Annotated in this window: 22 protein-coding genes; 13 read left to right on the top strand and 9 right to left on the bottom strand. The window is 74.3% G+C overall.

All coding sequences use genetic code 11. From position 1 onward, the window contains the following. Positions 1-20 precede the first annotated feature (20 nt). The gene (locus ACZ6EG_RS20850; protein ID WP_391970244.1) at positions 21-602 is read left to right on the top strand and encodes a GNAT family N-acetyltransferase; all 582 of its coding nucleotides are present in this window, start codon (positions 21-23) and stop codon (positions 600-602) included. Positions 603-807: 205 nt separating this feature from the next. Here the strand turns inward: ACZ6EG_RS20850 and ACZ6EG_RS20855 are convergent, their stop codons facing one another. Continuing rightward, on the bottom strand, positions 808-1,653 hold the full coding sequence (locus tag ACZ6EG_RS20855) for a siderophore-interacting protein (protein WP_391970245.1): 846 nt from the start codon (positions 1,651-1,653) through the stop codon (positions 808-810). A gap of 190 nt (positions 1,654-1,843) precedes the next feature. Next, positions 1,844-2,749, bottom strand: coding sequence for a 5'-3' exonuclease (locus tag ACZ6EG_RS20860; RefSeq protein ID WP_391970409.1), 906 nt, complete (start codon positions 2,747-2,749; stop codon positions 1,844-1,846). A gap of 274 nt (positions 2,750-3,023) precedes the next feature. On the opposite strand from ACZ6EG_RS20860, the gene ACZ6EG_RS20865 reads away from it, so the two are divergent. The 4 genes from ACZ6EG_RS20865 (at position 3,024) to ACZ6EG_RS20880 (ending at position 8,451) form a co-directional block, all read left to right on the top strand. Next, on the top strand, positions 3,024-4,109 hold the full coding sequence (locus ACZ6EG_RS20865; RefSeq protein ID WP_391970246.1) for a quaternary amine ABC transporter ATP-binding protein: 1,086 nt from the start codon (positions 3,024-3,026) through the stop codon (positions 4,107-4,109). After that, positions 4,102-6,717 carry an ABC transporter permease/substrate binding protein gene (locus tag ACZ6EG_RS20870; protein ID WP_469606451.1) on the top strand — a complete coding sequence of 872 codons (2,616 nt, stop codon included), beginning with the start codon at positions 4,102-4,104 and terminating at the stop codon, positions 6,715-6,717. The genes ACZ6EG_RS20865 and ACZ6EG_RS20870 overlap by 8 nt, the downstream gene beginning before the upstream one ends. Positions 6,718-7,145: 428 nt before the next feature. Further along, a complete protein-coding gene (locus ACZ6EG_RS20875; RefSeq protein ID WP_356605885.1) occupies positions 7,146-7,715 on the top strand; it encodes a helix-turn-helix domain-containing protein in 570 nt (189 codons plus the stop codon). A gap of 10 nt (positions 7,716-7,725) precedes the next feature. Further along, positions 7,726-8,451: a helical backbone metal receptor gene (locus ACZ6EG_RS20880; protein ID WP_469606456.1), complete on the top strand. Its 726-nt coding sequence runs from the start codon at positions 7,726-7,728 to the stop codon at positions 8,449-8,451. Here the strand turns inward: ACZ6EG_RS20880 and ACZ6EG_RS20885 are convergent. Continuing rightward, positions 8,378-9,535: a TDT family transporter gene (locus ACZ6EG_RS20885; RefSeq protein ID WP_469606459.1), complete on the bottom strand. Its 1,158-nt coding sequence runs from the start codon at positions 9,533-9,535 to the stop codon at positions 8,378-8,380. The genes ACZ6EG_RS20880 and ACZ6EG_RS20885 overlap by 74 nt on opposite strands. Before the next feature lie 70 nt (positions 9,536-9,605). Here ACZ6EG_RS20885 and ACZ6EG_RS20890 point away from each other — a divergent pair, with 70 nt between their 5' ends. Then, entirely contained in the window at positions 9,606-10,544 is a 939-nt protein-coding gene (locus ACZ6EG_RS20890) for a LysR family transcriptional regulator (protein ID WP_469606462.1), read from the top strand. 197 nt (positions 10,545-10,741) lie between these two features. Here ACZ6EG_RS20890 and ACZ6EG_RS20895 read toward each other — a convergent pair whose 3' ends face one another. Continuing rightward, positions 10,742-11,434 carry a gamma-glutamyl-gamma-aminobutyrate hydrolase family protein gene (locus ACZ6EG_RS20895; protein ID WP_391970250.1) on the bottom strand — a complete coding sequence of 231 codons (693 nt, stop codon included), beginning with the start codon at positions 11,432-11,434 and terminating at the stop codon, positions 10,742-10,744. A gap of 83 nt (positions 11,435-11,517) precedes the next feature. Then, positions 11,518-12,252: a FadR/GntR family transcriptional regulator gene (locus tag ACZ6EG_RS20900; RefSeq protein ID WP_391970251.1), complete on the bottom strand. Its 735-nt coding sequence runs from the start codon at positions 12,250-12,252 to the stop codon at positions 11,518-11,520. A 74-nt stretch (positions 12,253-12,326) separates the two neighbouring features. Here ACZ6EG_RS20900 and ACZ6EG_RS20905 point away from each other — a divergent pair, with 74 nt between their 5' ends. Genes ACZ6EG_RS20905 through ACZ6EG_RS20920 form a run of 4 tightly spaced genes read left to right on the top strand, consistent with a single transcriptional unit; the run spans position 12,327 to position 16,931 of the window. Then, a complete protein-coding gene (locus tag ACZ6EG_RS20905; RefSeq protein ID WP_469606469.1) occupies positions 12,327-13,691 on the top strand; it encodes a glutamine synthetase family protein in 1,365 nt (454 codons plus the stop codon). Next, positions 13,688-15,100, top strand: coding sequence for an aldehyde dehydrogenase family protein (locus tag ACZ6EG_RS20910; protein WP_391970253.1), 1,413 nt, complete (start codon positions 13,688-13,690; stop codon positions 15,098-15,100). Before ACZ6EG_RS20905 ends, ACZ6EG_RS20910 begins: the two co-directional genes overlap by 4 nt. Positions 15,101-15,130: 30 nt before the next feature. Next, the gene (locus ACZ6EG_RS20915; protein ID WP_469606472.1) at positions 15,131-15,913 is read left to right on the top strand and encodes a 3-oxoacyl-ACP reductase; all 783 of its coding nucleotides are present in this window, start codon (positions 15,131-15,133) and stop codon (positions 15,911-15,913) included. Between the two features lie 37 nt (positions 15,914-15,950). After that, entirely contained in the window at positions 15,951-16,931 is a 981-nt protein-coding gene (locus tag ACZ6EG_RS20920) for a DUF2510 domain-containing protein (RefSeq protein ID WP_391970411.1), read from the top strand. Between the two features lie 10 nt (positions 16,932-16,941). Here the strand turns inward: ACZ6EG_RS20920 and ACZ6EG_RS20925 are convergent, their stop codons facing one another. Next, entirely contained in the window at positions 16,942-18,144 is a 1,203-nt protein-coding gene (locus ACZ6EG_RS20925; RefSeq protein ID WP_391970255.1) for an amino acid deaminase/aldolase, read from the bottom strand. Positions 18,145-19,382: 1,238 nt separating this feature from the next. Between ACZ6EG_RS20925 and ACZ6EG_RS20930 the strand changes: the two genes are divergently transcribed. Both ACZ6EG_RS20930 and mycP read left to right on the top strand, forming a co-directional pair. Then, on the top strand, positions 19,383-20,486 hold the full coding sequence (locus ACZ6EG_RS20930; protein ID WP_469606476.1) for a hypothetical protein: 1,104 nt from the start codon (positions 19,383-19,385) through the stop codon (positions 20,484-20,486). Continuing rightward, positions 20,483-21,700 (top strand): type VII secretion-associated serine protease mycosin, encoded by a 1,218-nt coding sequence (mycP, locus tag ACZ6EG_RS20935; RefSeq protein WP_391970257.1) that lies wholly within the window; start codon positions 20,483-20,485, stop codon positions 21,698-21,700. Before ACZ6EG_RS20930 ends, mycP begins: the two co-directional genes overlap by 4 nt. On the opposite strand, the gene ACZ6EG_RS20940 is transcribed toward mycP, so the two are convergent. Both ACZ6EG_RS20940 and ACZ6EG_RS20945 read right to left on the bottom strand, forming a co-directional pair. Next, positions 21,685-22,431, bottom strand: a complete 747-nt coding sequence (locus ACZ6EG_RS20940) for a serine hydrolase (RefSeq protein WP_391970258.1) — start codon at positions 22,429-22,431, stop codon at positions 21,685-21,687. The genes mycP and ACZ6EG_RS20940 overlap by 16 nt on opposite strands. Before the next feature lie 59 nt (positions 22,432-22,490). Further along, complete coding sequence (locus tag ACZ6EG_RS20945; protein WP_391970259.1) at positions 22,491-22,937, bottom strand: TIGR03618 family F420-dependent PPOX class oxidoreductase; 447 nt, start codon at positions 22,935-22,937, stop codon at positions 22,491-22,493. A 96-nt stretch (positions 22,938-23,033) separates the two neighbouring features. Here ACZ6EG_RS20945 and ACZ6EG_RS20950 point away from each other — a divergent pair, with 96 nt between their 5' ends. Beyond that, positions 23,034-23,765, top strand: a complete 732-nt coding sequence (locus ACZ6EG_RS20950) for an SseB family protein (protein WP_391970260.1) — start codon at positions 23,034-23,036, stop codon at positions 23,763-23,765. 41 nt (positions 23,766-23,806) lie between these two features. Here the strand turns inward: ACZ6EG_RS20950 and ACZ6EG_RS20955 are convergent, their stop codons facing one another. After that, positions 23,807-24,163, bottom strand: coding sequence for a DUF1844 domain-containing protein (locus ACZ6EG_RS20955; RefSeq protein ID WP_053128235.1), 357 nt, complete (start codon positions 24,161-24,163; stop codon positions 23,807-23,809). Positions 24,164-24,403 lie beyond the last annotated feature (240 nt).

Here is a 24,403-nt window from a genome sequence, read left to right on the forward strand (position 1 = left end):
GTCTTGGCAGGATGCGGACCATGCCCTATCTGACCCGCCCGGTGCTGCCCGCCGGCACCCTCTCCCGTGACCCGCAGCCCACGATCCCCACCGGCGACGGACTGGTGCTGCGCCCCTGGCGCACCGAGGACGCGCCCGCCGTCCACGCGGCCTTCCAGGACCCGGTGATGCACCAGTGGCACATCCGTACCGCCGAGTCCGAGGAGGAGGTGCGCGGCTGGATCGCCGAGTGGCAGCAGGCCTGGGAGCACGAGCGGGCCGTCCAGTGGGCCGTCGCCGACGCGGCCGGTGAACGGCTGCTCGGCCGGGTCGCGCTGCGGGAGATACAGCTCGGCGACGGGGTGGCCGAGGTCGCCTACTGGACGACGGCGGCGGCCCGCGGCCGGGGCGTCGCCGCCCGCGCCACCCGGACGCTCGCCCGCTGGGCCCTGGACGGGATCGGCTTCCAGCGCCTGGAACTCAGCCACGCCGTCGCCAACGAGGCCTCCTGCCGGGTCGCCCGGAAGGCCGGTTTCGCCCTGGAGGGCACCAAGCGCAGCGCCCTGCTCCATCCCGACGGCTGGCACGACATGCACCTGCACGCGCGCGTACGCGGGGACTGAGCGCCGTGTCTCCCGGAATCCGGCGCGGGACGATCCGCCGGTGCTGCGCGCTGTCCTCGCCACGCGGCCGCCGGGCCGTGCGCCGGTCGCACCGGACGCCCTGCACGCCGGACGCGTCGAGCCCGTGCGGGCCGGGCGGTGCCATGAAGCGTGCGCCGCGCGACCGCGCCGGCAGGACCCCCGCGGCGAGGCGCCGTGCGGGGTGTCACGCGGCCGGAGCGGCGCCTTCCTGCTCGGCCTCGATACGGGCGTTCCAGTCCCGCTTGGAGGCCTGCCAGCCGTCCTCGTTGTGGCCGAGGCGCCAGTAGCCGGAGATGGAGAGGTCCTCGCGGGGGATCGCGCGCTCCACCCGCAGCAGCTTGCGCAGCTCCTTCACGCAGGCCGCCTCGCCGTGCACGAAGGCGTGCACCCGGCCCTCGGGGAAGTCCAGCGCGCGTACGGCCTCGACCAGGGCCTGCCCCACCGGACGGCCCCCGCGGTGCAGCCAGACGACCTCCACGTCGGAGTCGATCTTCTGCTCCTCCTCAGCGCCCTCGACCTCGATGAACGCGAAGGCGCGGGTGCCGTCGGGCAGTGCCTCCAGGGACCGGGCGATCGCGGGCAGCGCGCTCTCGTCACCGGCGAGCAGGTGCCAGTCGGCGGCGGGATCGGGGGCGTAGGCGCCACCGGGGCCCATGAAGCGGACGGTCTCGCCCGGCTGGACGCGCCGCGCCCAGGGGCCGGCCAGTCCCTCGTCGCCGTGGATCACGAAGTCCAGGGTCAGCTCGCGGTGCTCGGCGTCCCACTGGCGCACGGTGTACGTCCGGGTCACCGGCCACTGGTCCCGGGGGAACTCCTCGCGGATCCGCTCCATGTCGAAGGGCTCCGGGTAGGTCACGCCCTCGGCGGCGAACAGCAGCTTCACGTAGTGGTCGGTGCAGGTGTCCGCCGGCAGCCCGGCGAGCCCCTCACCGCCGAGCACCACCCGCTGCATGTGCGGGGTCAGCCGCTCGGTGCGGACGACCTGGGCGGTGTGCGGCGTGCGCGGCGTGCGTCCCGCTCGGTCTGCCATGACGGCCTCCCTGCTCCCTACGTGAGGGCATCGCGACTTAGGCTTACCTAAGTTAGCATCCCCACCCTCTTCGCCGCCTCGTGGACGGTGTCCCCGGGACCCGCGTACCCCGGACACGGCGTGCGGCCTCCCCGGCGGGCGGTCCGGTTCGCCGTACGCCCTGACGGCTCGGGCGCACGGCGGGCCCGGCTCAGCCCGCGAGCGTCGCCAGCAGCCGTTGCAGCGAGCCGCCCAGGCCCCAGCGGGCCGCGAGGCCGTCCAGTGCCTCGGCGTCGCGCGGGGCGTCGGGCAGCGTCGTGTCGACGTCCGGCAGCGGGACGTCGTCGGCGACCCGGACGACCTTCGGGGCCACGGCGAGATACGGTCGTGCCTCGGTCAGCCGCCTGCGCTGCGAGGGCGTGAGCTTCGCCCCCGGGTCGTCCACCGCGGCCTGGATGCCCGCCAGGTCGCCGAACTCGGCGAGCAGCTTGGCCGCCGTCTTCTCGCCGATGCCCGCGACGCCGGGCAGGCCGTCGCTCGGGTCCCCGCGCAGCAGTGCCAGGTCGGCGTATCCGCGGCCGTCCACGCCGTACTTCTCGCGCAGCAGGGCCTCGTCGGTGAGGGCGAGGGTGCCGACGCCCTTGATCGGGTACAGCACACGCACGCCCCGGGCGTCGTCGACCAACTGGTACAGGTCCCGGTCGCCGGTGACGATGTCCACCGGGCCCGTCGCCCGCGCGGTGTAGGTGCCGATGACGTCGTCCGCCTCGTACCCGGCCACGCCGACGCGGGCGATGCCGAGCGCGTCCAGGACGGCCTCGATGACCGGTACCTGCGGCGAGAGCGTGTCGGGCACCTCTTCGGTGTCCGGGCCCTGCGGGGTCTCCTCGGCCACCCGGTGCGCCTTGTAGCTGGGGATCAGCTCCACCCGCCAGTGCGGTCGCCAGTCGGCGTCCATGCAGGCGACCAGCTGGTCGGGCCGGTGGTCCTTCACCAGGCGGTCGATGAAGTCGAGGAGTCCGCGCACGGCGTTGACGGGCGTCCCGTCGGGGGCCCTCACCGAGTCGGGCATCCCGAAGTAGGCGCGGAAGTAGAGGGAGGCGGTGTCGAGGAGCATCAGTCGTCCGGTCACGCCTCGCATCATGCCGCAGGCGGTGCAGGTGCACGGTGGAGGCCGTGTGAGCTGGGTCACTCCTGTGTTTGGGTCGGGGGGAAGGGGGCAGGCGCGCTCCCGGGCCGAAGCTGGTTGATGCATTCAACTGTTAGCGGGTCTTCGGATCGATGAGTCCTCGGACCGACGGGCTCCCGTGTCGACGGGCGCCCGCTCCGACGGTTCCTTGTGCCGACGAGTCCTCGTGCCCCTGTCCCTGCCCCCGAGCCAAGAGGTAAGCGTGTCAGCGAGGCTAGAGGCCGAGAACCTGTACAAGGTCTTCGGCAGAAAACCGGACCAGGCGGTCGAACGACTGCGCCAAGGAGCCGACCGGGAGGAACTGCGGGCCGACGGCACCACGGCCGCCGTCATCGACGCGTCCTTCACCGTGGAGCCCGGCGAGATCTTCGTCGTCATGGGACTGTCCGGGTCCGGGAAGTCGACGCTGCTGCGCATGCTCAACGGTCTGCTGGAGCCGACCGCCGGGCACGTCCGCTTCGGCGGCCAGGACCTGACGGAACTCGGCGACCGCGGACTGCGCGAGGTCCGCTCCCAGCAGATCAGCATGGTCTTCCAGCACTTCGCGCTCTTCCCGCACCGCAGCGTCCGTGACAACGCTGCCTACGGCCTCGAAGTGCAGGGCGTGCCCCGCGCCGAGCGCGAACGCCGCGCCGACGAGGCGCTCGCCCTGTGCGGCCTGGCCGGCTGGGAGAAGTCCTGGCCGGACGAGCTGTCCGGCGGTATGCAGCAGCGCGTCGGTCTGGCCCGCGCGCTCGCCACGGACGCCGACCTGCTGCTCATGGACGAGTCCTTCAGCGCCCTCGACCCGCTGATCCGCCGGGACATGCAGGACCAGCTGCTCGACCTGCAGAAGACCCTGAAGAAGACCATCGTCTTCATCACCCACGACCTCAACGAGGCCATGCGCCTGGGCGACCGCATCGCCGTGATGCGCGACGGCAGCATCGTGCAGATAGGCACCGCGCAGGACATCCTGATACGCCCCGCCAATGACTACGTCGCCTCCTTCACCCAGGACGTCGACCGCTCGCGCGTCCTCACCGCCCGCGCGGTCATGGAGACCGACGTGCGCGGCGACGAGGCCGACTGCACGTGCGAGACGGCGACGCCCGACACGCCGTTCACCGAACTGTGCGCCATCAGCGCGCGGGTGCCGCACGCCGTCGCCGTCGTGAAGGACGGCGACCTCGTCGGAGTGGTCCCCTCCCGTCGCCTGGTCGGGTTCCTCGGCGACGAGCAGGCCGAGGCCGGCACCTGCGACTCCCCGCGCGACAAGGGCGGCGAGAAGGTGATGGCCCGTGCCTAGGATTCCGCTCGGCGACTGGGTCAACGACGCCGTCGACTGGCTGCTCGGCCACGTCTCCTGGCTCTTCGACTTCCTCAAGACCGTCTTCACCGGCACCTACGACGGCATCAACGCCGTCCTCCAGGCGCCCGAACCGCTGCTCCTCGTCGGCATCTTCGCGATCATCGCCTTCTGGCTGCGCGGCACGGTCGCCGGTGTCCTCACCTTCCTGGGATTCGCGTTCATCATCTCCATGGAGCTGTGGGAGAACGCGATGATCACCTTGGCGCTGGTGCTGGTGGCCACCATCATCGCGCTCGTCATCGCGGTGCCCGTCGGCATCTGGGCGGCCCGCTCCGCCCGGGTCAGCGGCCTGGTGCGGCCGGTGCTGGACTTCATGCAGACGCTGCCCGCGATGATCTACCTCATCCCGGCGATCCTGTTCTTCGGCACCGGTGCCTCCGCGGGCATCGTCGCCACCCTGATCTTCGCGCTCGCCCCGGGCGTGCGCATGACCGAGCTGGGCATCCGCCAGGTCGACAAGGAGCTGGTCGAGGCCGCCGAGGCCTTCGGCACCACTCCGCGCAACACCCTGCTGCGCGTCCAGCTCCCGCTGGCCCTGCCGACGGTGATGGCCGGCGTCAACCAGGTCATCATGCTCGGCCTGTCCATGGCGGCGATCGCCGGCATGGTCGGCACCGGCGGCCTCGGCGGCGACGTCAACGAGGCCATCGGCCAGCTCAACGTGGGCCTCGGTTCCGAGGCCGGTGTCGCCATCGTGATCCTGGCGATCTACCTGGACCGCATGACCAGCGCCCTGGGCACCCAGGTCTCGCCGCTGGGCCGGCGCGCCGCCGCCAAGGCGCGGGCCGCGGGCGGCCTCAAGATCTGGTCCTACCGTCCCCGCCCGCAGGTCGCCGTGGTCGGCGTCGTGATCCTGGCCCTGGTGGCCGGCGGCATGGGCATGTTCGGCGGCTCCGGCGACTCCGAGTCCGTCGCCGACGGCAAGAACGTCGGCCAGGGCAAGAAGGTCACCCTCGGGTACGTGCCCTGGGACGAGGGCGTCGCCTCCACGTTCCTGTGGAAGGAGATCCTCGAACAGCGCGGCTACGAGGTCGAGGCCAAGCAGTTCGACGCCGGCCCGCTCTACACGTCGCTCGCGCAGGGCGACATCGACATCGTCACCAACTCCTGGCTGCCGACCACCCACGAGCAGTACTGGAAGAAGTACGGCGACCGGCTCGACGACCTCGGCTCCTGGTACGACGAGACGTCGCTGGAGCTGACGGTCCCCGCGTACATGAAGGACGTCAACACGCTGGCGGACCTCAAGGGCAGGGCCGGCCTCTTCGGTGGCAAGATCACCGGCATCGAGTCCAGCGCCGGCGAGATGGCCCTGCTGAAGGACAAGGTCGCCAAGGCGTACGGCCTCGACAAGGAGTACAAGGTCGTCGACAGCTCGACGCCGGCGATGCTGGCCGAGCTGAAGCGGGCCATGAGCAAGAAGGAACCGATCGTCGTCACGCTCTGGTCCCCGCACTGGGCGTACAACGACCTGGACCTGAAGAAGCTCGAGGACCCGAAGGGCGCCTGGGGCGAGGGCGACGGCGTGCACACGCTGTCCCGCAAGGGCTTCGCCGGCGACGACCCGACGGCTGCGCAGTGGATGAAGGACTTCACGCTGGACGAGAAGCAGCTCACCAGCCTGGAGGCCGAGATCAACAAGGCCGGCAAGGGCAAGCAGCAGGACGCCGTCCGCACCTGGCTGAAGAGCAACCCGGGGCTGGTCGACAAGCTCGCCCCGGTGGAGGGCGCCGCCGGCGGCACCCCGGCCGAGGCGAAGCGCACCCTGGACGTGGCCTGGTTCCCCTGGGAGGAGGACGTCGCCGTCACCTACCTGTGGAAGAACGTCCTGGAGCGCCGCGGCTACAAGATGAACCTGAAGCAGATGGACGTCGGCCCGGTCTACACCGGCCTGGCCTCCGGCGACCTCGACCTCAACTTCGACGCCTGGCTGCCGCACGCCCAGAAGAACTACTGGGAGAAGAACAAGGACAACCTCACCGACCTCGGTACCTGGTACGAACCGACCTCCCTGGAGATCGCCGTCCCCTCCTACGTGAAGGACGTCAAGTCCCTCGCGGACCTCAAGGGCAAGGGCGACCTCTTCGACGGGAAGATCATCGGCATCGAGCCCGGCACCGGTGAGATGCAGCTCGCCAAGAACGAGGTGCTGCCGGGCTACGGCCTGGAGGACGAGTACGAGATCGTGGACGGCTCCACGCCGGCGATGCTGGCCGAGCTGAAGCGCGCCTACGCCAAGAAGGAGCCGGTCGCGGTCACCCTGTGGTCCCCGCACTGGGCCTACAGCGACTACGAGCTGACCAAGCTGAAGGATCCCAAGAAGGCCTTCGGCGAGGGCAACACGATCCGCACCATCTCCAGCAAGAAGTTCCCCGAGCAGTACCCGCAGCTCACCGAGTGGATCAAGGACTTCCGCATGACCGAGGACGAGCTCGGCACCCTGGAGGCCGAGATCAAGGACCGCGGGCAGGGCCACGAGGAGGAAGCCGTCGCGGCCTGGCTCGAGGAGCACCCGGACATGGTCGGCCGGATGACCCCGCAGTAGCACGTCGGCACGACACCGGCCCGGCACCGCCGTACCGGCCGCCCCGAGGGGTGGGTCCCGCCGCGCTCCGTCAGGAGACGCGACCGGACCCACCCCTCGGTCGGCTCCGCCGGGGCACGGCAAAGATTTGGCCAACCACGGAGCGCCACCCCCTGCCCTGGCCTTGGCACGCCGGGGCCGCGGGGGCTGGCGGGAACACGGAGGGCCGCCCGCGCCTTGAACCGGTAAGGCGTCCGCGACCGCGGACGGGCGGGCCGCGCGATGGCGAGAACTGTGAGGTCGCGGCCACCGCACCGTGACACCGATGTGACGGCCGCATGAAACGGTTTGCCGAACATGCGTAGGGTGCAGAGAACTCAACAGGAGAACGGTGCCCGGTCCGGGGCGCCGCGGTGGTACGGAGACGGGTGAAGGAGGGAGCCGGAGCGATGGGCGACCACAAAGATCAGCACCTGCGGGTGGGCGCGGCCGTGCGGCGTCGGCGCCGGGCCCTGGAGCTCACCCTCGCCGTCGTCTCCGAGCGCAGCGGTCTGTCCGTGCCCTTCCTCAGCCAGGTCGAGAACGACCGGGCGCGGCCCAGCCAGACCTCCCTGGAGAAGGTGGCCGACGCGCTGCGCACCACCGCCGTGGAGCTGCTCGCCGCCGCCGACCCCGCGTGCAGCGTGGACGTGGTGCGGGCCGAGGACCCCGATCCGGAGCTGGCGCCCCGGGTGCGCTCCCTGGTGCGCGGACACCACCAGATGCACGCCTCCGAGTTCACCGGCGACCATGACGCCGGACGCGAACTGCAGTACCGCAACGACCAGTTGATGTTCGTCACCGAGGGCGCCGTCGAGATCGAGGCGGAGGGCCGCGCGTACCGGTTGGGGCGAGGCGACACGCTGTACCTCACCGGTGGGGTGCGGCACCGGTGGCGGGCCACGGTGCCCGACACCCGGCTGGTCGTGGTCGCCGTGGCCGAGCACATCGAGGCGGTCCGGGAAGGGCCCCGCCGGTGAGGCCGTGCCGGTGAGGGCGGTCTCCCTGGTCCCGTCGCTGACCGAGGCCGTCGCCGTGACGCTCCCGGGCGTGCTGGTCGGGGCCACCGACTGGTGCACGCACCCGGCCGGGCTCGACGTCGTCCGGGTCGGCGGCACCAAGAACCCGAAGACCGACCGGGTCCTCGCCCTCGCACCCGACCTCGTGGTCGCCAACGAGGAGGAGAACCGTCCGGCCGACCTGGACACCCTGCGCGCGGCGGGCGTCGAGGTGCTGGTGACCGAGGTACGTACGGTGCCGCAGGCCCTCACCGAACTGGACCGGGTGCTGACGGCCTGTGGCGCGTCGTCCCGGCCCCGGTGGCTGGACGAGGCGGAGGCGGCCTGGGCGGCGCCGCCGGCCGCCTTCCGGGAGGGGCGCCGCCGCGCCGTCGTGCCGGTCTGGCGCAGGCCCTGGATGGTGCTGGGCCGCGACACCTTCGCCGGCGACGTGCTGGCCCGCCTCGGCGTCGACCACCTGTACGCGGGGCACGCCGAGCGCTACCCGAAGGTGCCCGTCGAGGAACTCCGGGCGGCCCGCCCGGACCTCGTGGTCCTGCCGGACGAGCCGTACCGCTTCACCGCCGAGGACGGACCCGAGGCCTTCCCCGGCCTGCCCTGCGCCCTCGTCGACGGCCGGTGCCTCACGTGGTACGGGCCGTCCCTGGCCGAGGCGCCCCGGGTGCTGGACGCGGCCCTGCGAGCAGCGCGCCGCTGACCACACCGCGCGCGGTGTGCGCGGCGGCGACGGCCCAGGCGACGACCAGGACCCCGTACAGGACGACGGTGAGGGCGTCGTAGGCGGCCAGTCCCGTGTGCCGGGCCAGCGCCTCGGAACCGGTGACGCAGGTGCCCACCGGAAAGGTGAACGACCACCACGTCATCGAGAACCGCATGCCCTCGCGCCGGGCCCGCACGACGTGCGCGGCGGCGAGCCCCAGCCACATCAGCGCGAAGCCCAGCACGGGAACGCCGTACAGGACGCCGAACACCTCGAATCCCGTGGCGTACGGGCCCGGGAGGACCCCCGGGGCCACCTCCGCGAACTGTCCCACCGCGGTCGTCGACTGCCCGAGCGGGCCCAGCACCAGGAAGAGTGTCGGGGTCAGCGCGAGCGGCAACGGACCGCCGGTGAGCAGCCGGCCGAAGATCAGGGGCAGCATCACCAGCGTCGCCAGCAGGCTCATGCCGAACAGGGCGACGCAGGCGAGCAGCAGCGTCGCGCGCGGCTGTCCCGGCGGAAGGTGCGGGACCAGGAGCGGTCCGACGGCCGCGGAGACCATCGGCGCGACCAGCGGCAGCAGCCACACCGGGTAGGCCTGACCGGGCTCGATCCGGTGGCGCACCGCCATCAGGTACGGCACGACGACCGCTGCCGCGAGCCCGACGACCGTACCGGAGGTGAACAGCACGGCGTCCAGGGCGACCGCCGCCGAGGTGCCGATCCAGTCCCGGCCGACCGTCAGGGCGCCGCCGCCGACGGCCAGCAGGGCCATCGCCAGGCAGCCGTAGAACGGGGCAGCGGCGGGGTCGAGCAGATGCGTCCGGGCCTGGTCCCAGTGGTGGTACCAGTGCAGTGAACGGGCCACGAGCAGCGCCGCGAGGAGGACGAGGGACAGGGCCCAGAACGCGGTGCATACGGGGCGCAGTCCGGGTATGCGTCCCGGCAGCGCGACTCCGGCGCTGCCGACGATCGCGGTGCCCATGACGCAGGAGTACCAGTTGGGCCCGAGATGCCGGACGGCCGGGACGGGCCGGGCAGGGGCCGTGGTGGGGGAGTGGGGCTGGGCGACGGTGACCATGCGTCCACGATCATCGTGGCCGAAGCCGCTGACCAGGGACCATGCTTCTATGAGGGCATAAGCTGGGGTTATGGGCAGGAGCAGTGCGGAGGCTGAGCAGGCAGGTCGGGGCGGACCGGGCGCGCTGGCACACCGGGTGCCGGATCTCGGCGCCTTGGAACTGCTGCTGGCGGTGGCGCGGCTCGGCAGCCTCGGCGGGGCGGCGCGCGAGCTGGGCATCACCCAGCCGGCCGCCAGCAGCCGCATCCGGTCGATGGAGCGCCAGCTGGGGGTCGCGCTGGTGGACCGTTCGCCGCGCGGCTCGCGGCTCACCGACGCCGGGGCTCTGGTCACGGACTGGGCGCGCCGGATCGTGGAGGCCGCCGAGGCGTTCGATGCGGGAGCGCAGGCGCTGCGGGACCGGCGGGACTCGCGGCTGCGGGTGGCGGCGAGCATGACGATCGCCGAGTACCTGTTGCCGGGCTGGCTGGTCGCGCTGCGCACCCAGCTGCCGGACACCGCGGTGTCGCTGCTCGCCGGGAACTCCGCGGCGGTGGCGGAGCGTCTGCTGTCCGGCGAGGCCGACCTGGGCTTCGTGGAGGGCGTGAGCGTCCCGGCGGGCCTCGACTCGGCCGTCATCGCCCACGACCGCCTGATCGTCGTGGCGGCACCGGGCCACCCCTGGGCCCGTCGCCGGCGCCCGCTGGAGGCGGCGGAGCTGGCCGCCACCCCGCTGATCCTGCGCGAGCAGGGCTCCGGCACCCGGCAGGTCCTGGACGCGGCGCTGGGCGGCCTGGCCCGCCCCCTGATCGAGCTGTCGTCGACCACCGCCGTCAAGGCGGCCGCGGTGAGCGGGGCCGGTCCCTCCGTCCTCAGCGAACTCGCCGTCGGCGAGGAACTCACGACCCGGCGCCTGGTGAGCGTGCCGGTGGCGGACGTCGCCCTGGCCCGCGACCTGCGGGCGGTCTGGCCCACGGGCCACCGCCCGACCGGCCCGGCCCGGCACCTGCTGTCGCTGACGCGGGCGTAGGCCGCGCGGGCGGCCGCGGGGCCCGGCGGCGGGCGCGGGGCCCGGTGGCAGGCGAGAAACCTGGTGGCAGGCCAGGACTTGCGGCGCGCGCCGTGGGTGCCGCCGCCGGGGCGGTGCGCTCCCGCCCGTGCGCGCCGGGGGAGCCGTCTCCGGAGGCGTACCGTCTCCGGGGAGTGCCGTCGCCGGGGCCGGGTGGCTCAGCCCGACGCCGCCGCGTTCACCAACGCCGCCATCACCCGCACGTCCTCGCCCATCTCCGGGTGCCACTGCACGCCGAGGACCCAGCCCCGGCCGGACGGCAGTTCGAGGGCCTCGACGGTGCCGTCCGCGGCGTGGGCCGAGGGGACCAGCCCGGTACCGAGCCGGTCCACCGCCTGGTGGTGGTAGGTCGGCACGAACACCTCCTCGGGCACGACACCGGCGTACAGCGTTCCCGGCACCGGCGTGACCGGGTGGCCGCCGAAGACCCCGACCGCCTCGGCGTGGCCCTCGATGTGCTGGACGAGGGTGCCGCCCAGGGCGACGTTCAGCAGCTGCATGCCCCGGCAGACGCCCAGCAGGGGGACGCCCGCGTCCAGGGCCGCCTCGATCAGCGCCAGTTCCCAGGTGTCCCGGGCGCGGGCGGGCGGTCCGGTGCGCGGGTCCCGTTCGGCGCCGTAGCGGACCGGCTCCACGTCCGGGCCGCCCGCGATCACCACCCCGTCCAGGCGGGCGACGGTGGCGGCGGCCCGCTCCGGCGCGTCCGGCGGGAGCATCACGGCCAGCCCGCCCGCCCGCTGCACGAGCCGCGGATACCCGGCGGGCAGCAGCGCCGCCTCCAGCTCCCACACGCCCCAGCGCGCCCCGGTCTCCAGGTACGTGCTGACGCCGACCAGCGGCATGCCCGCCATCCGACCTCCTTTGTCATGGCTCGTAATGGCTCGCTCCCATACCTTTGCCGGGCCCCGGTGTCACGGCAAGACGCGGACGCGCGTCAGGCCAGGAACCCGCGCAGCAGCGCCGCCGTCCCCGCGCAGTGCTCCCGCGCGATCTCCCGCGCCCCGTCGGCGTCCCCGTCGAGCACCGCCGCCACGAGCGCGGTGTGCTGCCGCTGCGAGTGCTCCAGGTTGCGCACCAGCAGCGGGATGCAGTCCAGCAGGTCGTTCAGACCGGCCCGGACGGCGGCGTACTGCCCGGCCAGGGCCGGTGAGCCGGACAGCTCGGCGAGGGTGAGGTGCAGCCTCGTGTCCAGCCGCCGGTAGGAGGCCAGCGGCGCGTCCCGCGTGCCGGCCAGCGCCTCGCGCAGCCGCGCCGCCCGCGGCTCCGTCAGCCCGTGCGCCGCGCACAGCCCGGCCGCGCCCACCTCCAGCACCTCCCGGAAGCGCAGCACGTCCTCGATGTCGACCCCGGCGACCCGGCGCCGCAGCTCGTCCTCGCCGCCGGCGTCGGCCCTCGCCCGCACGAACGTTCCGCCGTACCGGCCGCGCCGGGCCTCCACCAGCCCCTGGTCCTGGAGCACCCGCAGCACCTCGCGGAGCGTGACCCGGCTGATCCCCAGCCGCTCCGCCAGCTCCCGCTCGGCCGGCAGCCGCTCGCCCCCGGACACCAGGCCCAGCCGCACGACCTGGAGGATCTGCTCCAGTGCCTCCTCGAAGCCGTTGCCCGCCCGCACCGTCCGCAGCACCGGCGCGAGCCGGTCCGTCACGCTCCCCCCGTTTCCCTCCGGCATGCGGCCGCGCCCCCTTCCCAAGCAATGGTCGTCCGCAATACCTTATGGCTCCCGGTCACAAGGAGGCTCTCCCCGTGCCAGACCGCACACCCCCACTCGGGGTCGAGGAACTGCACGCACTCGTCGCCGGCGGTGAGATCGACACCGTCGTCCTGGCCTTCCCCGACATGCAGGGACGCCTCCAGGGCAAGCGGTTCGCCGCGCGCTTCTTCCTGGACGAGGTCCTCCGGCACGGCACCGAGGGCTGCAACTACCTCCTCGCCGTCGACGCCGACATGAACACCGTCGACGGCTACGCGATGTCCTCCTGGGACCGTGGTTACGGCGACTTCGCCATGCGCCCGGACAAGGAGACCCTGCGCCGCCTGCCCTGGAACGAGGGCACCGCGATGGTCGTCGCCGACCTCGCCTGGGAGGACGGCTCACCGGTGCCCGCCGCGCCCCGCCAGATCCTGCGCCGCCAGCTCGAACGCCTCGCCGGACACGGCCTGAGCGCGCTGGTCGGCACGGAGCTGGAGTTCATCGTCTTCCGGGACACCTACGAACAGGCCTGGGACGCGAACTACCGCGGGCTGACCCCGGCCAACCAGTACAACATCGACTACTCGGTCCTCGGCACCGGCCGCGTCGAGCCCCTGCTGCGCCGCATCCGCAACGAGATGGCCGGCGCGGGCCTCACCGTCGAGTCGGCCAAGGGCGAGTGCAATCCCGGCCAGCACGAGATCGTCTTCCGCTACGACGAGGCCCTGGTCACCTGCGACCAGCACGCCGTCTACAAGACCGGGGCCAAGGAGATCGCCGCCCAGGAGGGCATGTCCCTCACCTTCATGGCCAAGTACAACGAGCGCGAGGGCAACTCCTGCCACATCCACCTCTCCCTCGCCGACGAGAGCGGCGCCGGCGTCATGGCCGGGGACCGGGAGGGCGGCATGTCCGAGGTCATGCGGCACTTCCTGGCCGGGCAACTGATGGCGCTGCGCGAGTTCGCCTTGCTCTACGCCCCCCACATCAACTCCTACAAGCGGTTCCAGCCGGGCTCCTTCGCCCCGACCGCCGTCGCCTGGGGACGCGACAACCGCACCTGCGCCCTGCGGGTCGTCGGACACGGCCCTTCCCTGCGCTTCGAGAACCGCCTCCCCGGCGGCGACGTCAACCCGTACCTCGCGGTCGCCGGCATGGTGGCGGCGGGACTGCACGGGGTCGAGCAGCGGCTGGAGCTGCCCGAGCCGTGCCCGGGCAACGCCTACGCCGCGGACTACGCGCACGTGCCGACCACCCTGCGCGAGGCCGCCGAGCTGTGGGAGAACAGCGCCCTCGCCAAGGCCGCCTTCGGGGACGAGGTCGTCGCCCACTACCGCAACATGGCGCGGGTCGAACTCGACGCCTACGGCGCCGCCGTCACGGACTGGGAGCTGCGCCGCTCCTTCGAACGCATGTGAGGCCCCACGTGTCCCACCAGGCACCCGCAACAGAGGCAACGGGGGCACAGGACCTGCGGGTGCTGAACCCCGCCACCGAAGAGGTCGTCGCCACCGTCCCCGCGGCCACCGCGGCCGACGTCGACGCCGCCGTCGCACGGGCCGCGCGGGCGCAGCCGACCTGGGCCGCCCTGGCCCCCGGCGACCGCGCCCGGCTCCTGCGCCGGTTCGCCGCCACCGTCGACGACCACCTGGAGGAACTGGCCCGCCTGGAGGTCCGCGAGGCCGGGCACACCATCGGCAACGCCCGCTGGGAGGCCGGGAACGTCCGCGACCTGCTCGACTACGCCGCCGGGGGAGTGGAGCGGCTCACCGGCCGGCAGATCCCGGTCGCCGGCGGCCTGGACGTGACGTTCCTCGAACCGCTCGGCGTCGTCGGCGTCATCGCGCCCTGGAACTTCCCCATGCCGATCGCGGCCTGGGGCACGGCGCCCGCGCTGGCGGCGGGCAACGCGGTCCTCCTCAAACCGGCCGAGACGACCCCGCTGACCGCACTGCGCCTGGCCGAACTGGCCCTCGCGGCCGGGCTTCCCGACGGCCTCCTCCAGGTGCTGCCCGGACACGGGGCCGTCGCGGGCGACGCGCTCGTCACCCACCCGGGCGTCGCCAAGATCGTCTTCACCGGGTCGACAGCGGTGGGCCGACGGGTGGCGGCCAAGGGCGCGGCGCTCCTCAAACCGGTCACCCTGGAACTCGGCGGCAAGAGCCCCAACATCGTCTTCGCCGACGCCGACATCGAGGCCGCCGCCACCGCAGCGCCCCTGTCCTTCCTCGACAACTCCGGCCAGGACTGCTGCGCCCGCACCCGCATCCTGGTCCAGCGCACGGTGTACGACCGCTTCCTCGGCCTCCTCGCCCCGGCGATCGAGTCCGTCCTCGTCGGCGACCCGGCCGACGAACGCACCGACATGGGCCCGCTCATCTCCCGGGCCCAGCTGGAGCGCGTCCGCTCCTACGTCCCCGAGGGCGCCGACGGCATCCGGGGCAAGGCCCCCGAGGGCGGCCCCGGCTTCTGGTTCCCGCCCACCGTCCTCACCGGCGTCGACGCGCACGCGCGCGTGGCGGTCGAGGAGGTCTTCGGGCCCGTCGCCGTCGTCCTGCCCTTCGAGGACGAGGCCGACGCCGTCCGCCTGGCCAACGCCACCGAGTACGGGCTGTCCGGCTCGATCTGGACCCGGGACGTCGGCCGTGCCCTGCGCGTCTCCCAGGCGGTGCGGGCCGGGAACCTGTCCGTCAACTCCCACTCCAGCGTCCGCTACGGGACGCCGTTCGGCGGGTTCAAGCAGTCCGGTCTCGGCCGCGAACTCGGCCCGGACGCGCTGACCGCCTTCACCGAGACCAAGAACGTCTTCATCAGCACCGTCCCGTAACGTCCCGTCGAGCACGGAGGACTCCGCACAGTGAGCGAAGACATCGTCTGCCGCAGGCTCGTCGGCCGTACCGCCGTCGTCACCGGGGCCGGCAGCGGCATCGGCCTCGCCTCCGTCCGCCGGCTCGCCTCCGAGGGCGCGCACGTCGTCTGCGGCGACGTGGACGAGACCCGGGGCAAGGCGGCGGCCGACGAGATCGGCGGCACCTTCGTCAAGGCCGACGTCACCGACCCGGATCAGGTCGAGGCGCTGTTCGCGGCGGCGCACGACACCTACGGCAGCGTCGACGTCGCGTTCAACAACGCCGGCATCTCGCCGCCCGACGACGACTCCATCCTGGAGACCGGCCTGGAGGCGTGGAAGCGCGTCCAGGAGGTCAACCTGACCTCCGTCTACCTGTGCTGCAAGGCCGCCCTCCCCTACATGCGGCGCCAGGGCCGGGGGTCCATCATCAACACCGCCTCCTTCGTGGCCCGGATGGGCGCGGCCACCTCGCAGATCTCGTACACGGCCTCCAAGGGCGGTGTCCTCGCCCTGTCCCGGGAACTGGGCGTGCAGTTCGCGCGGGAGGGCATCCGCGTCAACGCCCTGTGCCCCGGACCGGTCAACACCCCGCTCCTCCAGGAACTGTTCGCCAAGGACCCGGAGCGGGCCGCGCGCCGCCTCGTCCACATTCCGCTCGGGCGCTTCGCCGAGGCCGAGGAGATCGCCGCCGCCGTCGCCTTCCTGGCCAGCGACGACTCCTCCTTCGTGAACGCCAGCGACTTCCTGGTGGACGGCGGGATCTCCGGGGCGTACGTCACACCGCTGTAGATCACCGAGGGCGGCGCCCTACAGTGCCGGGATGAGCATGACGCCGCCGCCCGGCTGGTACCCCGATCCGTCGGCCCCGCACCAGGAACGGTGGTGGGACGGAACGGCCTGGACAGAGCACCGGCGGGCACCCGGGCCCGCCGGGTACGGGGCGCCCCCGGCCCAGCAGCCGGTGCCGTCCGCGGCGCCCGGGCAGCCGTCGACCGTGCCGCTCCTCACGGGCGGCCACCCGGGGCAACGGCGGTCCGCGGACGGCACCGTGCGCGGCAGGGCCGTCGCCCTCACCGCCGCCGGGGCCGTGCTGGTCGCGGCGATCGTCGGCGGCGCGTTCTTCCTCGGCGAGGACGACGGCGGCCCGCGGACCGGGACCCCGCCGTCGTCCGCCGCTCCCACCGGCCCGTCGCCGACGACCGCGACGCCGACCCCCTCGCCGACCCCCACCGAGTCCCCGAACGCGGTCGAGGACCAGCTCAACGGCGTCACCTTCCCACTGCCGGACGGCTGGGTCCCGCCGAAGAACGTCGCCGAGAGCGACGTCGTGATGACCACGGACGGCACCTACGACTGTCCCGCCGACGGCGGGGTGTGCCGGCACGGTCTCGTCGTCTCGCGCACCGTCACGGCGAACGCCGAGTCCTCCCCGAAGGCCCTCGCCGAGCAGGACATCGAGGACGCGGCCGACGACGCCTACGACCGCGACCTGGTCGGCAACAAGCCCTTCGGCGGCATCGAGTCCCACGAGGAGGTCGCGTCCGGGCCGGTCGCCGTCGCCGGACGCGCCGGGTACTACGTGCGCTGGCGGGTGACGACGGCCGAGGGCCCCGGCGGCTACGTGCAGTCGATGGTGTTCCCCTCCACCGTGGGCACCGAGTCCCCGATCCTCGTCCGCTACGTGTTCGACGCCGGCGAGGACGGTCCGCCCCTGGCCGACATGGAGCGGATCACCCAGGGCATCCGGCCCGTCGGTGACGCGGACACGGGCGGCGGCGTGGGCAGCGGCATCGGCCCGTCGGACTGACCCGGCGCGCCTACAGGTAGGTGTGCCCCTCGCCCCGGTACGTCGGCACCGTCGCCGTCACCGCGTCCCCCTCGACCAGGTGCAGCGCGTCGAACCGCTCGCACAGCTCACCGGCCTTGGCGTGCCGGAACCACACCTTGTCGCCGATGAGGAGGTCGTCGGCGGGCGTGCCGAGCAGCGGCGTCTGCACCTCGCCGGCCCCCTCCTGGGAGTCGTAGCGCAGCCCTTCGGGCAGGTACGGCTCCGGCAGCCGGTCGGCGCCGGGCGCGCCGGAGGCCGGATAGCCGCCGCCGAGCACGGCCACGACGCCGACCCCCGGACGCCGGACCACGGGCTGGGCGAACAGCGCCGCCGGACGCCCGCGGAACGACGTGTAGTTGTCGAACAGCCGCGGCACGTACAGCCCGGAGCCGGCGGCGATCTCCGTGACCGCGTCCTCCGCGGCGGTGTGCTGCACGCTGCCCGTGCCACCGCCGTTGACGAACTCCAGGCCGGGCACCACGGCCCGGACCGCCCGCACCACCGCTCCACGCCGCTCGGCGAGTTCCCGACGGGCGGCCCCCTGCATCAGCCGCACCGCCCGCGACCGCAGCGGCCGCCCCGCCACCGCGTCCCCGACCCCGGCGACATGCCCCTCGTACGCCATGATGCCGACGACGTCGAACCCAGGCCGGCGGACCACCGCGCGGGCCAGGTCGGCGACCTGGGCGGGGGAGTGCAGCGGGGAGCGCCGGGCCCCGACCCGCACGCGCCCGCCGAGCAGCCGCAGCGAGGTGTCCAACTCCAGGCACACGCGCACGACTTCCCGGCCGCCGTCGCGTGCCGCGTCGATGAGGTCCAGCTGCGCCGGATCGTCGATCATCACGGTCACGGCGGAGGCGAGCTTGGGATCGGCGGTCAGTTCGGCGTACCGGGCGCGGTCCGCCGACGGGTAGGCGAGCAGCACGTCCTCGAACCCTGAGCGTGCGAGCCACAGGGACTCGGCCAGGGTGAACGACATGACACCCGCGAAACCGTCCCTCGCCAGGACCCGTTCGAGCAGGGCCCGGCAGCGTACGGACTTGCTGGCGACCCGGATCGGCTTCCCTCCGGCCCGGCGGACCAGGTCGTCCGCGTTCGCGTCGAAGGCCTCCAGGTCCACGATCGCCACGGGGGCGTCCAGATGGGCGGTGGCCCGGTCGTAACGGGCCCGGTCGGCGGCGCGCGCAGTCATGGACGCAGCCTGCCAGACAGGATTACCGCAGGGTAGGGGGACGTTCCGGGCCAATGCCACGGGGGCGCGGACTGGTTCCCCGCCGGGCGGGGTCACGCCGTAGAGTGACGCGCACGCACGGCGGCACGGCCCCCGGGGCAGGGCTCCGGAGCCCGCGCCGGGTGGCGGTCCTCCCGTGCGGGTATGCGTGCCCGGGACGGATCGCTCCACGCCGGGCCGGGCAGGAGACCACATCACCGGCCCGCGTCGGAGAAACGGCCCGGGCCCGAGGAAACGGGGGGTGCATGAGCACGGAAGCGCGCCGCGCCTCCCTCCCCCCGCACCCGGGGACCCCGCCCCACCCGGAGACCCCACCGACCCCCGGCGCCCCGCCCCGTCCCGCCACGCCGCCTCCCCCGTCCGCCCCACCGCACCCCGGCAGCCCGCCGGACCCGGCGCGGCGCACCGGCACCCGGCCGTCCCCGGAGCCCCAGCCGCACCCCGGCACCCCGCCCCGCCCCGAGCCTCGGCCGCACCGGGACACACCACCGCTCGCGCCGGAGGCGGGAGGTTCGCCCCGCCCTGGTACTCCGCCGCACCCCGGCGCCCCGCCGCTCGCGTCGGACGCGGGCGTCCCGCGACGTCCCGCTGCTCCGCCGCGCCCCGTCGGCCCGCCCCGGCCGGCACAGCCGTCGGCGGCCGGTGGCGAGCTGGCCGGGACGGACCGGCACACGCCGGTCGCGCCGCCTCTCCCCGCTCCCCGGCACACGGGGGCACGCGACGCGAACACCCGGCGCTTCGACGTGTCCCGCGACGCCGACGCGCCCCGGGACGCCGACGTGTCCCCGTCGGCCGCCGACGACGGCGTCCCCGGACCGGGCACGGCGAGGGAGCAGGACCCGGGAGACGGACCCGGCAGCCGGGACGCCGGCTGGGCCGCCCCGCGTCGGGAGGGCGACCGGGGGGCCCCGGACTCCGGTGCCGGGCCGCGTCTCCCGCGCCTGCGGCCCGTCGACTCCCGGGCCACCGAGCCCGCGCCCCCGCCTCCCCGCGCCTCCGCCCGTTTCCCGGACACCCCGCCCACCGTCGGCCGCGGTGGCCCGGTGGAGGGCGGGGCGCAGCGGGCACACCGTCCTGCGCCACCTTCACCGCGCCGTCCCGGCACACCCGTCCCCGGCGCCCCCACCCCCCGCGGCGCCGACGCCCCCGCGGGGACTTCGCCAGGCGCCGGCGCGGCGCGGCCGTCCCGTCGCGGCCCGATGACGCCCCCGCCCACCGGCGGCCCCGGCACGCCCGCCGACGCCCCGCGCGACGGCACCACGGCACCCCCGGAGGCTCCGCGCAACCACAACTCGGCGCCCCCGGAGGCCCCGTCCGAGACGACCCGGCGCCTCCGCCCCCTCCCGGCGGAACCGGAACCGGAAGCGGAACGGCCGGCGGCGCCGCGCCCCGCGTCCGGCCCGACGGGCACGGTCGCCGCCCCCGACCCCGTGCGGTCCTGGAGCGCTCCGACGGCGACCGGCGAGGGGCGGCCCCGGGTGTCGTTCGGGGAGCCCGAGGGGTACGACGAGCACGCCCGGCCGCATCCGTTCGGTGAGCGGGGGCGGGGCCGGGGGCGGGCGCAGGCCCTCGCCGCGGCCGTCTGCCTCGTGCTGGGGCTGGGACTGGTGACGGGCGCCGTCACCGGCAGCTGGCTCGCCGGGGACTCGGGCGACGACGGTGCGCGCGGCGCGTTCGCCGAGGCGGGAGACCTGTGGCACAGCGTGCCGGTCGACCAGCTGTTCCCGCCCACCGTGCGGGGACAGGGCGCCGGACCCGGCGGCGCCGACCGCACCTGGACGCGGGTCGCCGTCGCGCCGGACAGCGGCTGCGAGGGCGCCTTCGACCCCCTGCTGGCCAAGCTCCTCGACCCCGTCGGCTGCCGGCGTCTGCTGCGCGCCACCTACACCGACGCCACCCAGAGCCACGTCACCACCGTCGGCCTGCTCTTCACCAAGGCCGACGCCGCCGCCATGACCTCGCTGGCGGGCCGGTTCGAGAAGGAGGGCCTGGGCCGTCGGGAGGACCTCATGCCGCTGCCGTACGCCGCCGAGGGCACCGTCGCCGCCGGCTTCGGCGCGCGGCAGCGGGCCTCGTGGACCGTCTCCGTCCTCACCGACGGCCCCGTCGTCGTCTACGCCGTCTCCGGCTGGGCCGACGGCCGCGGCGTCGACGAGCCCGAGCCCGCCGAGGAGGCCATGGAGTCCGGCGCGGGCTCGGCCCCCGCCCAGGCCGGCCTCGGCCACGAGGCGCAGGGCCTCGCCGACCGCGTCGAACGTGCCCTGCGCAAGAACGTCGGCCCGGCCACGGAGCGTCCCTCGTGAAGACCGTCGACCCCGCCGCGGGGCCCGCCGCCCCCGTGCCGCACACCGGCGTCCGCGGGAAGGGCGCCCTGGGCCTCCTCCTCGCCGCCGCCCTGGTCCTCGTCCCGGCGCCCGCCGCGCACGCCGACGGCATCCGCGCCCAGCAGTGGGCCCTGGACGCCCTGCACACCGACGAGGCCTGGCGCACCACCAAGGGCGCGGGCGTCACCGTCGCCGTCCTGGACACCGGGGTCGAGGCCGACCACCCCGACCTGGCGGGCAACGTCCTCGACGGCAAGGACCTGGTCGGCTTCGGCGCGAGCGAGGGGGACCGCGCCTGGGCCCGGCACGGCACTGCCATGGCCGGGATCATCGCCGGTCACGGCCACGGCGCCGGCAACGCGGAGGGCGCCATGGGCGTCGCCCCGGAGGCGAAGATCCTGCCCCTGCGCGTCATCCTGGAGGACGGTGACCCCTCCCGCGCCAAGGCCCGCAAGACCCGCGGCAACGCCCTCGCCGACGGCATCCGCTGGGCCGCCGACCACGGCGCCGACATCATCAACCTCTCCCTGGGCGACGACTCCGCCTCCGCCCACCCCGAACCCGCCGAGGACGAGGCCATCCAGTACGCCCTGAGGAAGGGCGTGGTCGTCGTCGCCTCGGCCGGCAACGGAGGGGAGAAGGGCGACCACGTCTCCTACCCGGCCGCCTACCCGGGCGTGATCGCCGCGACCGCCGTCGACCGCTACGGCACCCGCGCCTCCTTCTCCACCCGCCGCTGGTACGCCACGGTCAGCGCCCCCGGCGTCGACGTGATCATCGCCGACCCGGACCACCGCTACTACGAGGGCTGGGGCACCAGCGCCGCCTCGGCCTTCGTCTCCGGGGCCGCCGCCCTGGTCAAGTCGGCCCACCCCGACCTCACCCCGGCCCAGGTCAAGTCCCTTTTGGAGGACACGGCCCGCAACGCCCCCGCCGAGGGCCGCGACGACTCCCGCGGCTACGGCTTCGTCGACCCCGCCGCGGCCATCGAGGCGGCGGGACGCCTGGAGCCGCGTGGCCTGAAGCCGGCTGCCTACGGCGACGAGTACTTCGGCTCCGGACCGGAGGCCGCCGCCTCCGACGACGGCACCGCAGCCTGGGCGGCGCCCCTCGCGGGCGGCGCGGGCGGCGTCATGATCGTCGCGGCCGTCGTCCTGTGGCGGGGCCGCCGCGGACGCTACGAGGACTTCTGACCAGAGGCCGCGTCGTCCTCGCCGGGCGGGACCGCCCCGCGGAAGACGGACACCGCCGCCCGCGCCGCCGCCTCGGTGAGCGCGATCCCCTCCGCCCGGCTCGCACCTCCGCGGGACACGACCGCCACCAGACGGTCGCGGCCGCCCGTCGTGACCCTCCCGATGCTGCCGACCACCCACAGCCCGGTGGTGCCACGCCGCAGCCAGCCGTTCTTCAGCGCCCACGCCGAGCCACCGGCGGTGTCGGCCGCGGCCGACACACCCCACCGCTGACCTTCGGTGATCCGACCCATCAGCCCACCCACGTAGGCCCGCGAGGCCTCGCTCAGCTCCGAGCCGTCCGCCACGAACACCTGCCGCAACAGCGCGACCTGGTCGGCGGCCGTGGTCCGCGTCAGTCCCCACAGAGGTCCGTCGCCTCCCCGGGTCCGCGTCAGTCCGAAGCGCGCGTTCCCGGCGTCGAGCCCGTCCGCGGCCCCGATCGCCCGCCACAGCGCCGAGGCCGAGTCGTTGTCGCTCCGCTCGATCATCGCGACGGCGTGCGCCTCCTCCTCGGCGGTCGGCGCACGCCCCGCGTCCTGTGCCTGGAGCAGCAGCACCGCCAGGATGTCGACCTTGACGATGCTCGCCGTCTCGTAGCGGCCCGAGCCGTACGAGGCGCTCCCGCCCGAGGCCGGGTCGAACACCGCCACCGACACCTCCGCGCCGCCCGCCACGTGCACGGACGCCATGGCCGTGGCCAGCAGCGCGTCACGGTCCTCGACCGGTTCGCCCGACCGGACGCCCGTCCTCACGGAGCGGGGACCGGACCGCCGGGCCGGAACCGCTCCACCCCGACGATGTGCCGCACCTTCACCGGACGCACGACGACCGCGATCCGACGCTCCCCGGGCATGAGCCACTCGAAGCGCTCGCTGCCCAGGTACTTGCGGGCCAGCCGGTCCATCCGGTCGTGTGCCTCCGGGCCCTCGACGAAGCGGGACACCACCCCGCTGATCTGCACGCGGTCGAAGGGGTCGGCGGCGTCCGCGTGCGAGAGGTAGACCCGGGGGTCGCGGCGCAGGTTCTCCTCCTTCACCCGGCCCACCGAGGTGTTGAAGGTCAGCTCGTTCTCCCCTTCCAGGTCCACCCACATGGGGCTGACCTGCGGCGCTCCGTCGGCGAACACCGTGCCGACGTACCAGATGTGCGGAGCGCGCAGTCGAGCGCGGACGGCGTCGTCGAAGGTCGCGGTCATCCGGCGAGGCTACCAACCATGATCGCCGGGCCGGTCCGCACGTCCGCGAGGTGGGCCTCGGCGACCTGTCCGGGCCCCTGGACTAGGGTCGGGACCGTGGCGAACAAGAACATTCCCGACTCCGGCTACTCCGACGACGACGGCTCCGCCGACCCCCGGCTGAGCGCGGCGCTCGCCGCCTGGGCCGAGGACCGCACCGCCCTGCCTCCCGTGCTGGAGGCCCTCAAGGGAGCCCGGCTGCTCGTACCCGTGGTGGCCGTTCTCGGTGATGTGGAAGAGGACGAGAACGGGCTGCGGCGGGAGAAGACCAGTGACATGGCGGTCCCGACGCTGAAGGCCGGCGACCGCACCGCCCTGCCCGCCTTCACCTCCACCGAGTCGCTGGCCCGCTGGGACCCCGCGGCCCGTCCCGTCGCCGTACCCGTGCACCAGGCCCTGCAGGCCGCCGCTCACGAGAAGGCGGACACGGTGGTCCTGGACCTGGCCGGGCCGGTGCCCTTCGAGCTGACCGGTGCGGTGCTGCTGGCGCTGGCCGAGGGGCGTACGACGACCGATCCGCTGGCCGACCCGGCCGTCGCCGAGGCGGTGCGCACCGCGGTGGCCGCCGAGCCCGCCGTGCTCCGGGCCCACCTCGGGCCGGGACGGGCCGACGGCACGCTCGCGCTGCAACTGGACCCCGGGGCCGACCCGGCCACGGCCGCCCGGGCCGTCGCCGAGCGCCTCGCCGCCGACGAGACGCTGAGGGCCCGCCTGGTGCGCGGCCTCGACCTGGCACTGCTGCCGGCCGGGGCGACGCCGCCGGGCGAGCCCTTGTACGTGCGGGGGTAGCTCGGCTGCGTACGGGACAGCTCGGCCACGCAGGGGACAGCTCAGCCGTAGACCCGGCCGGTGTACTTCTCGCCCGGACCCTGGCCCGGCTCGTCGGGGACGAGCGAGGCCTCGCGGAAGGCCAGCTGGAGCGACTTCAGCCCGTCGCGCAGCGGGGCCGCGTGGAACGAGCTGATCTCCGTCGCCGACGCGTCCAGCAGACCGGCCAGCGCGTGCACCAGCTTGCGGGCCTCGTCCAGGTCCTTGTGCGCGTCGCCCTCCTCGGTCAGCCCCAGCTTCACGGCGGCGGCGCTCATCAGGTTGACGGCGACCGTCACGATCACCTCGACCGCGGGGACCTCGGCGATGTCGCGGGTCATGGCGTCGAAGTCGGGCGTCTCAGGAGGGGTCTCACTCATGCGCCCACGATAGGCGCAGCGCGCGACCCGGCCCCACCCGGTCTCGGTTAGCCCTTCCCCTGCCGAGCTGCTAACCTTGTGTAACGACCGGTCGGACACGCACGCCCACGGCAGCGAGTCCGGCCCACAAGTGGAGGCTCCGAACTCCCACCTGGCCGTCCTCAGGACGGCGGGTCACCGGTCAGGCGGTCCCGTCCAGCGACGGTGACCAGCCCGAGATCGCGCCCCGCGGCCATCGCG

It is taken from the genome of Streptomyces sp. NPDC041968, assembly GCF_055589025.1.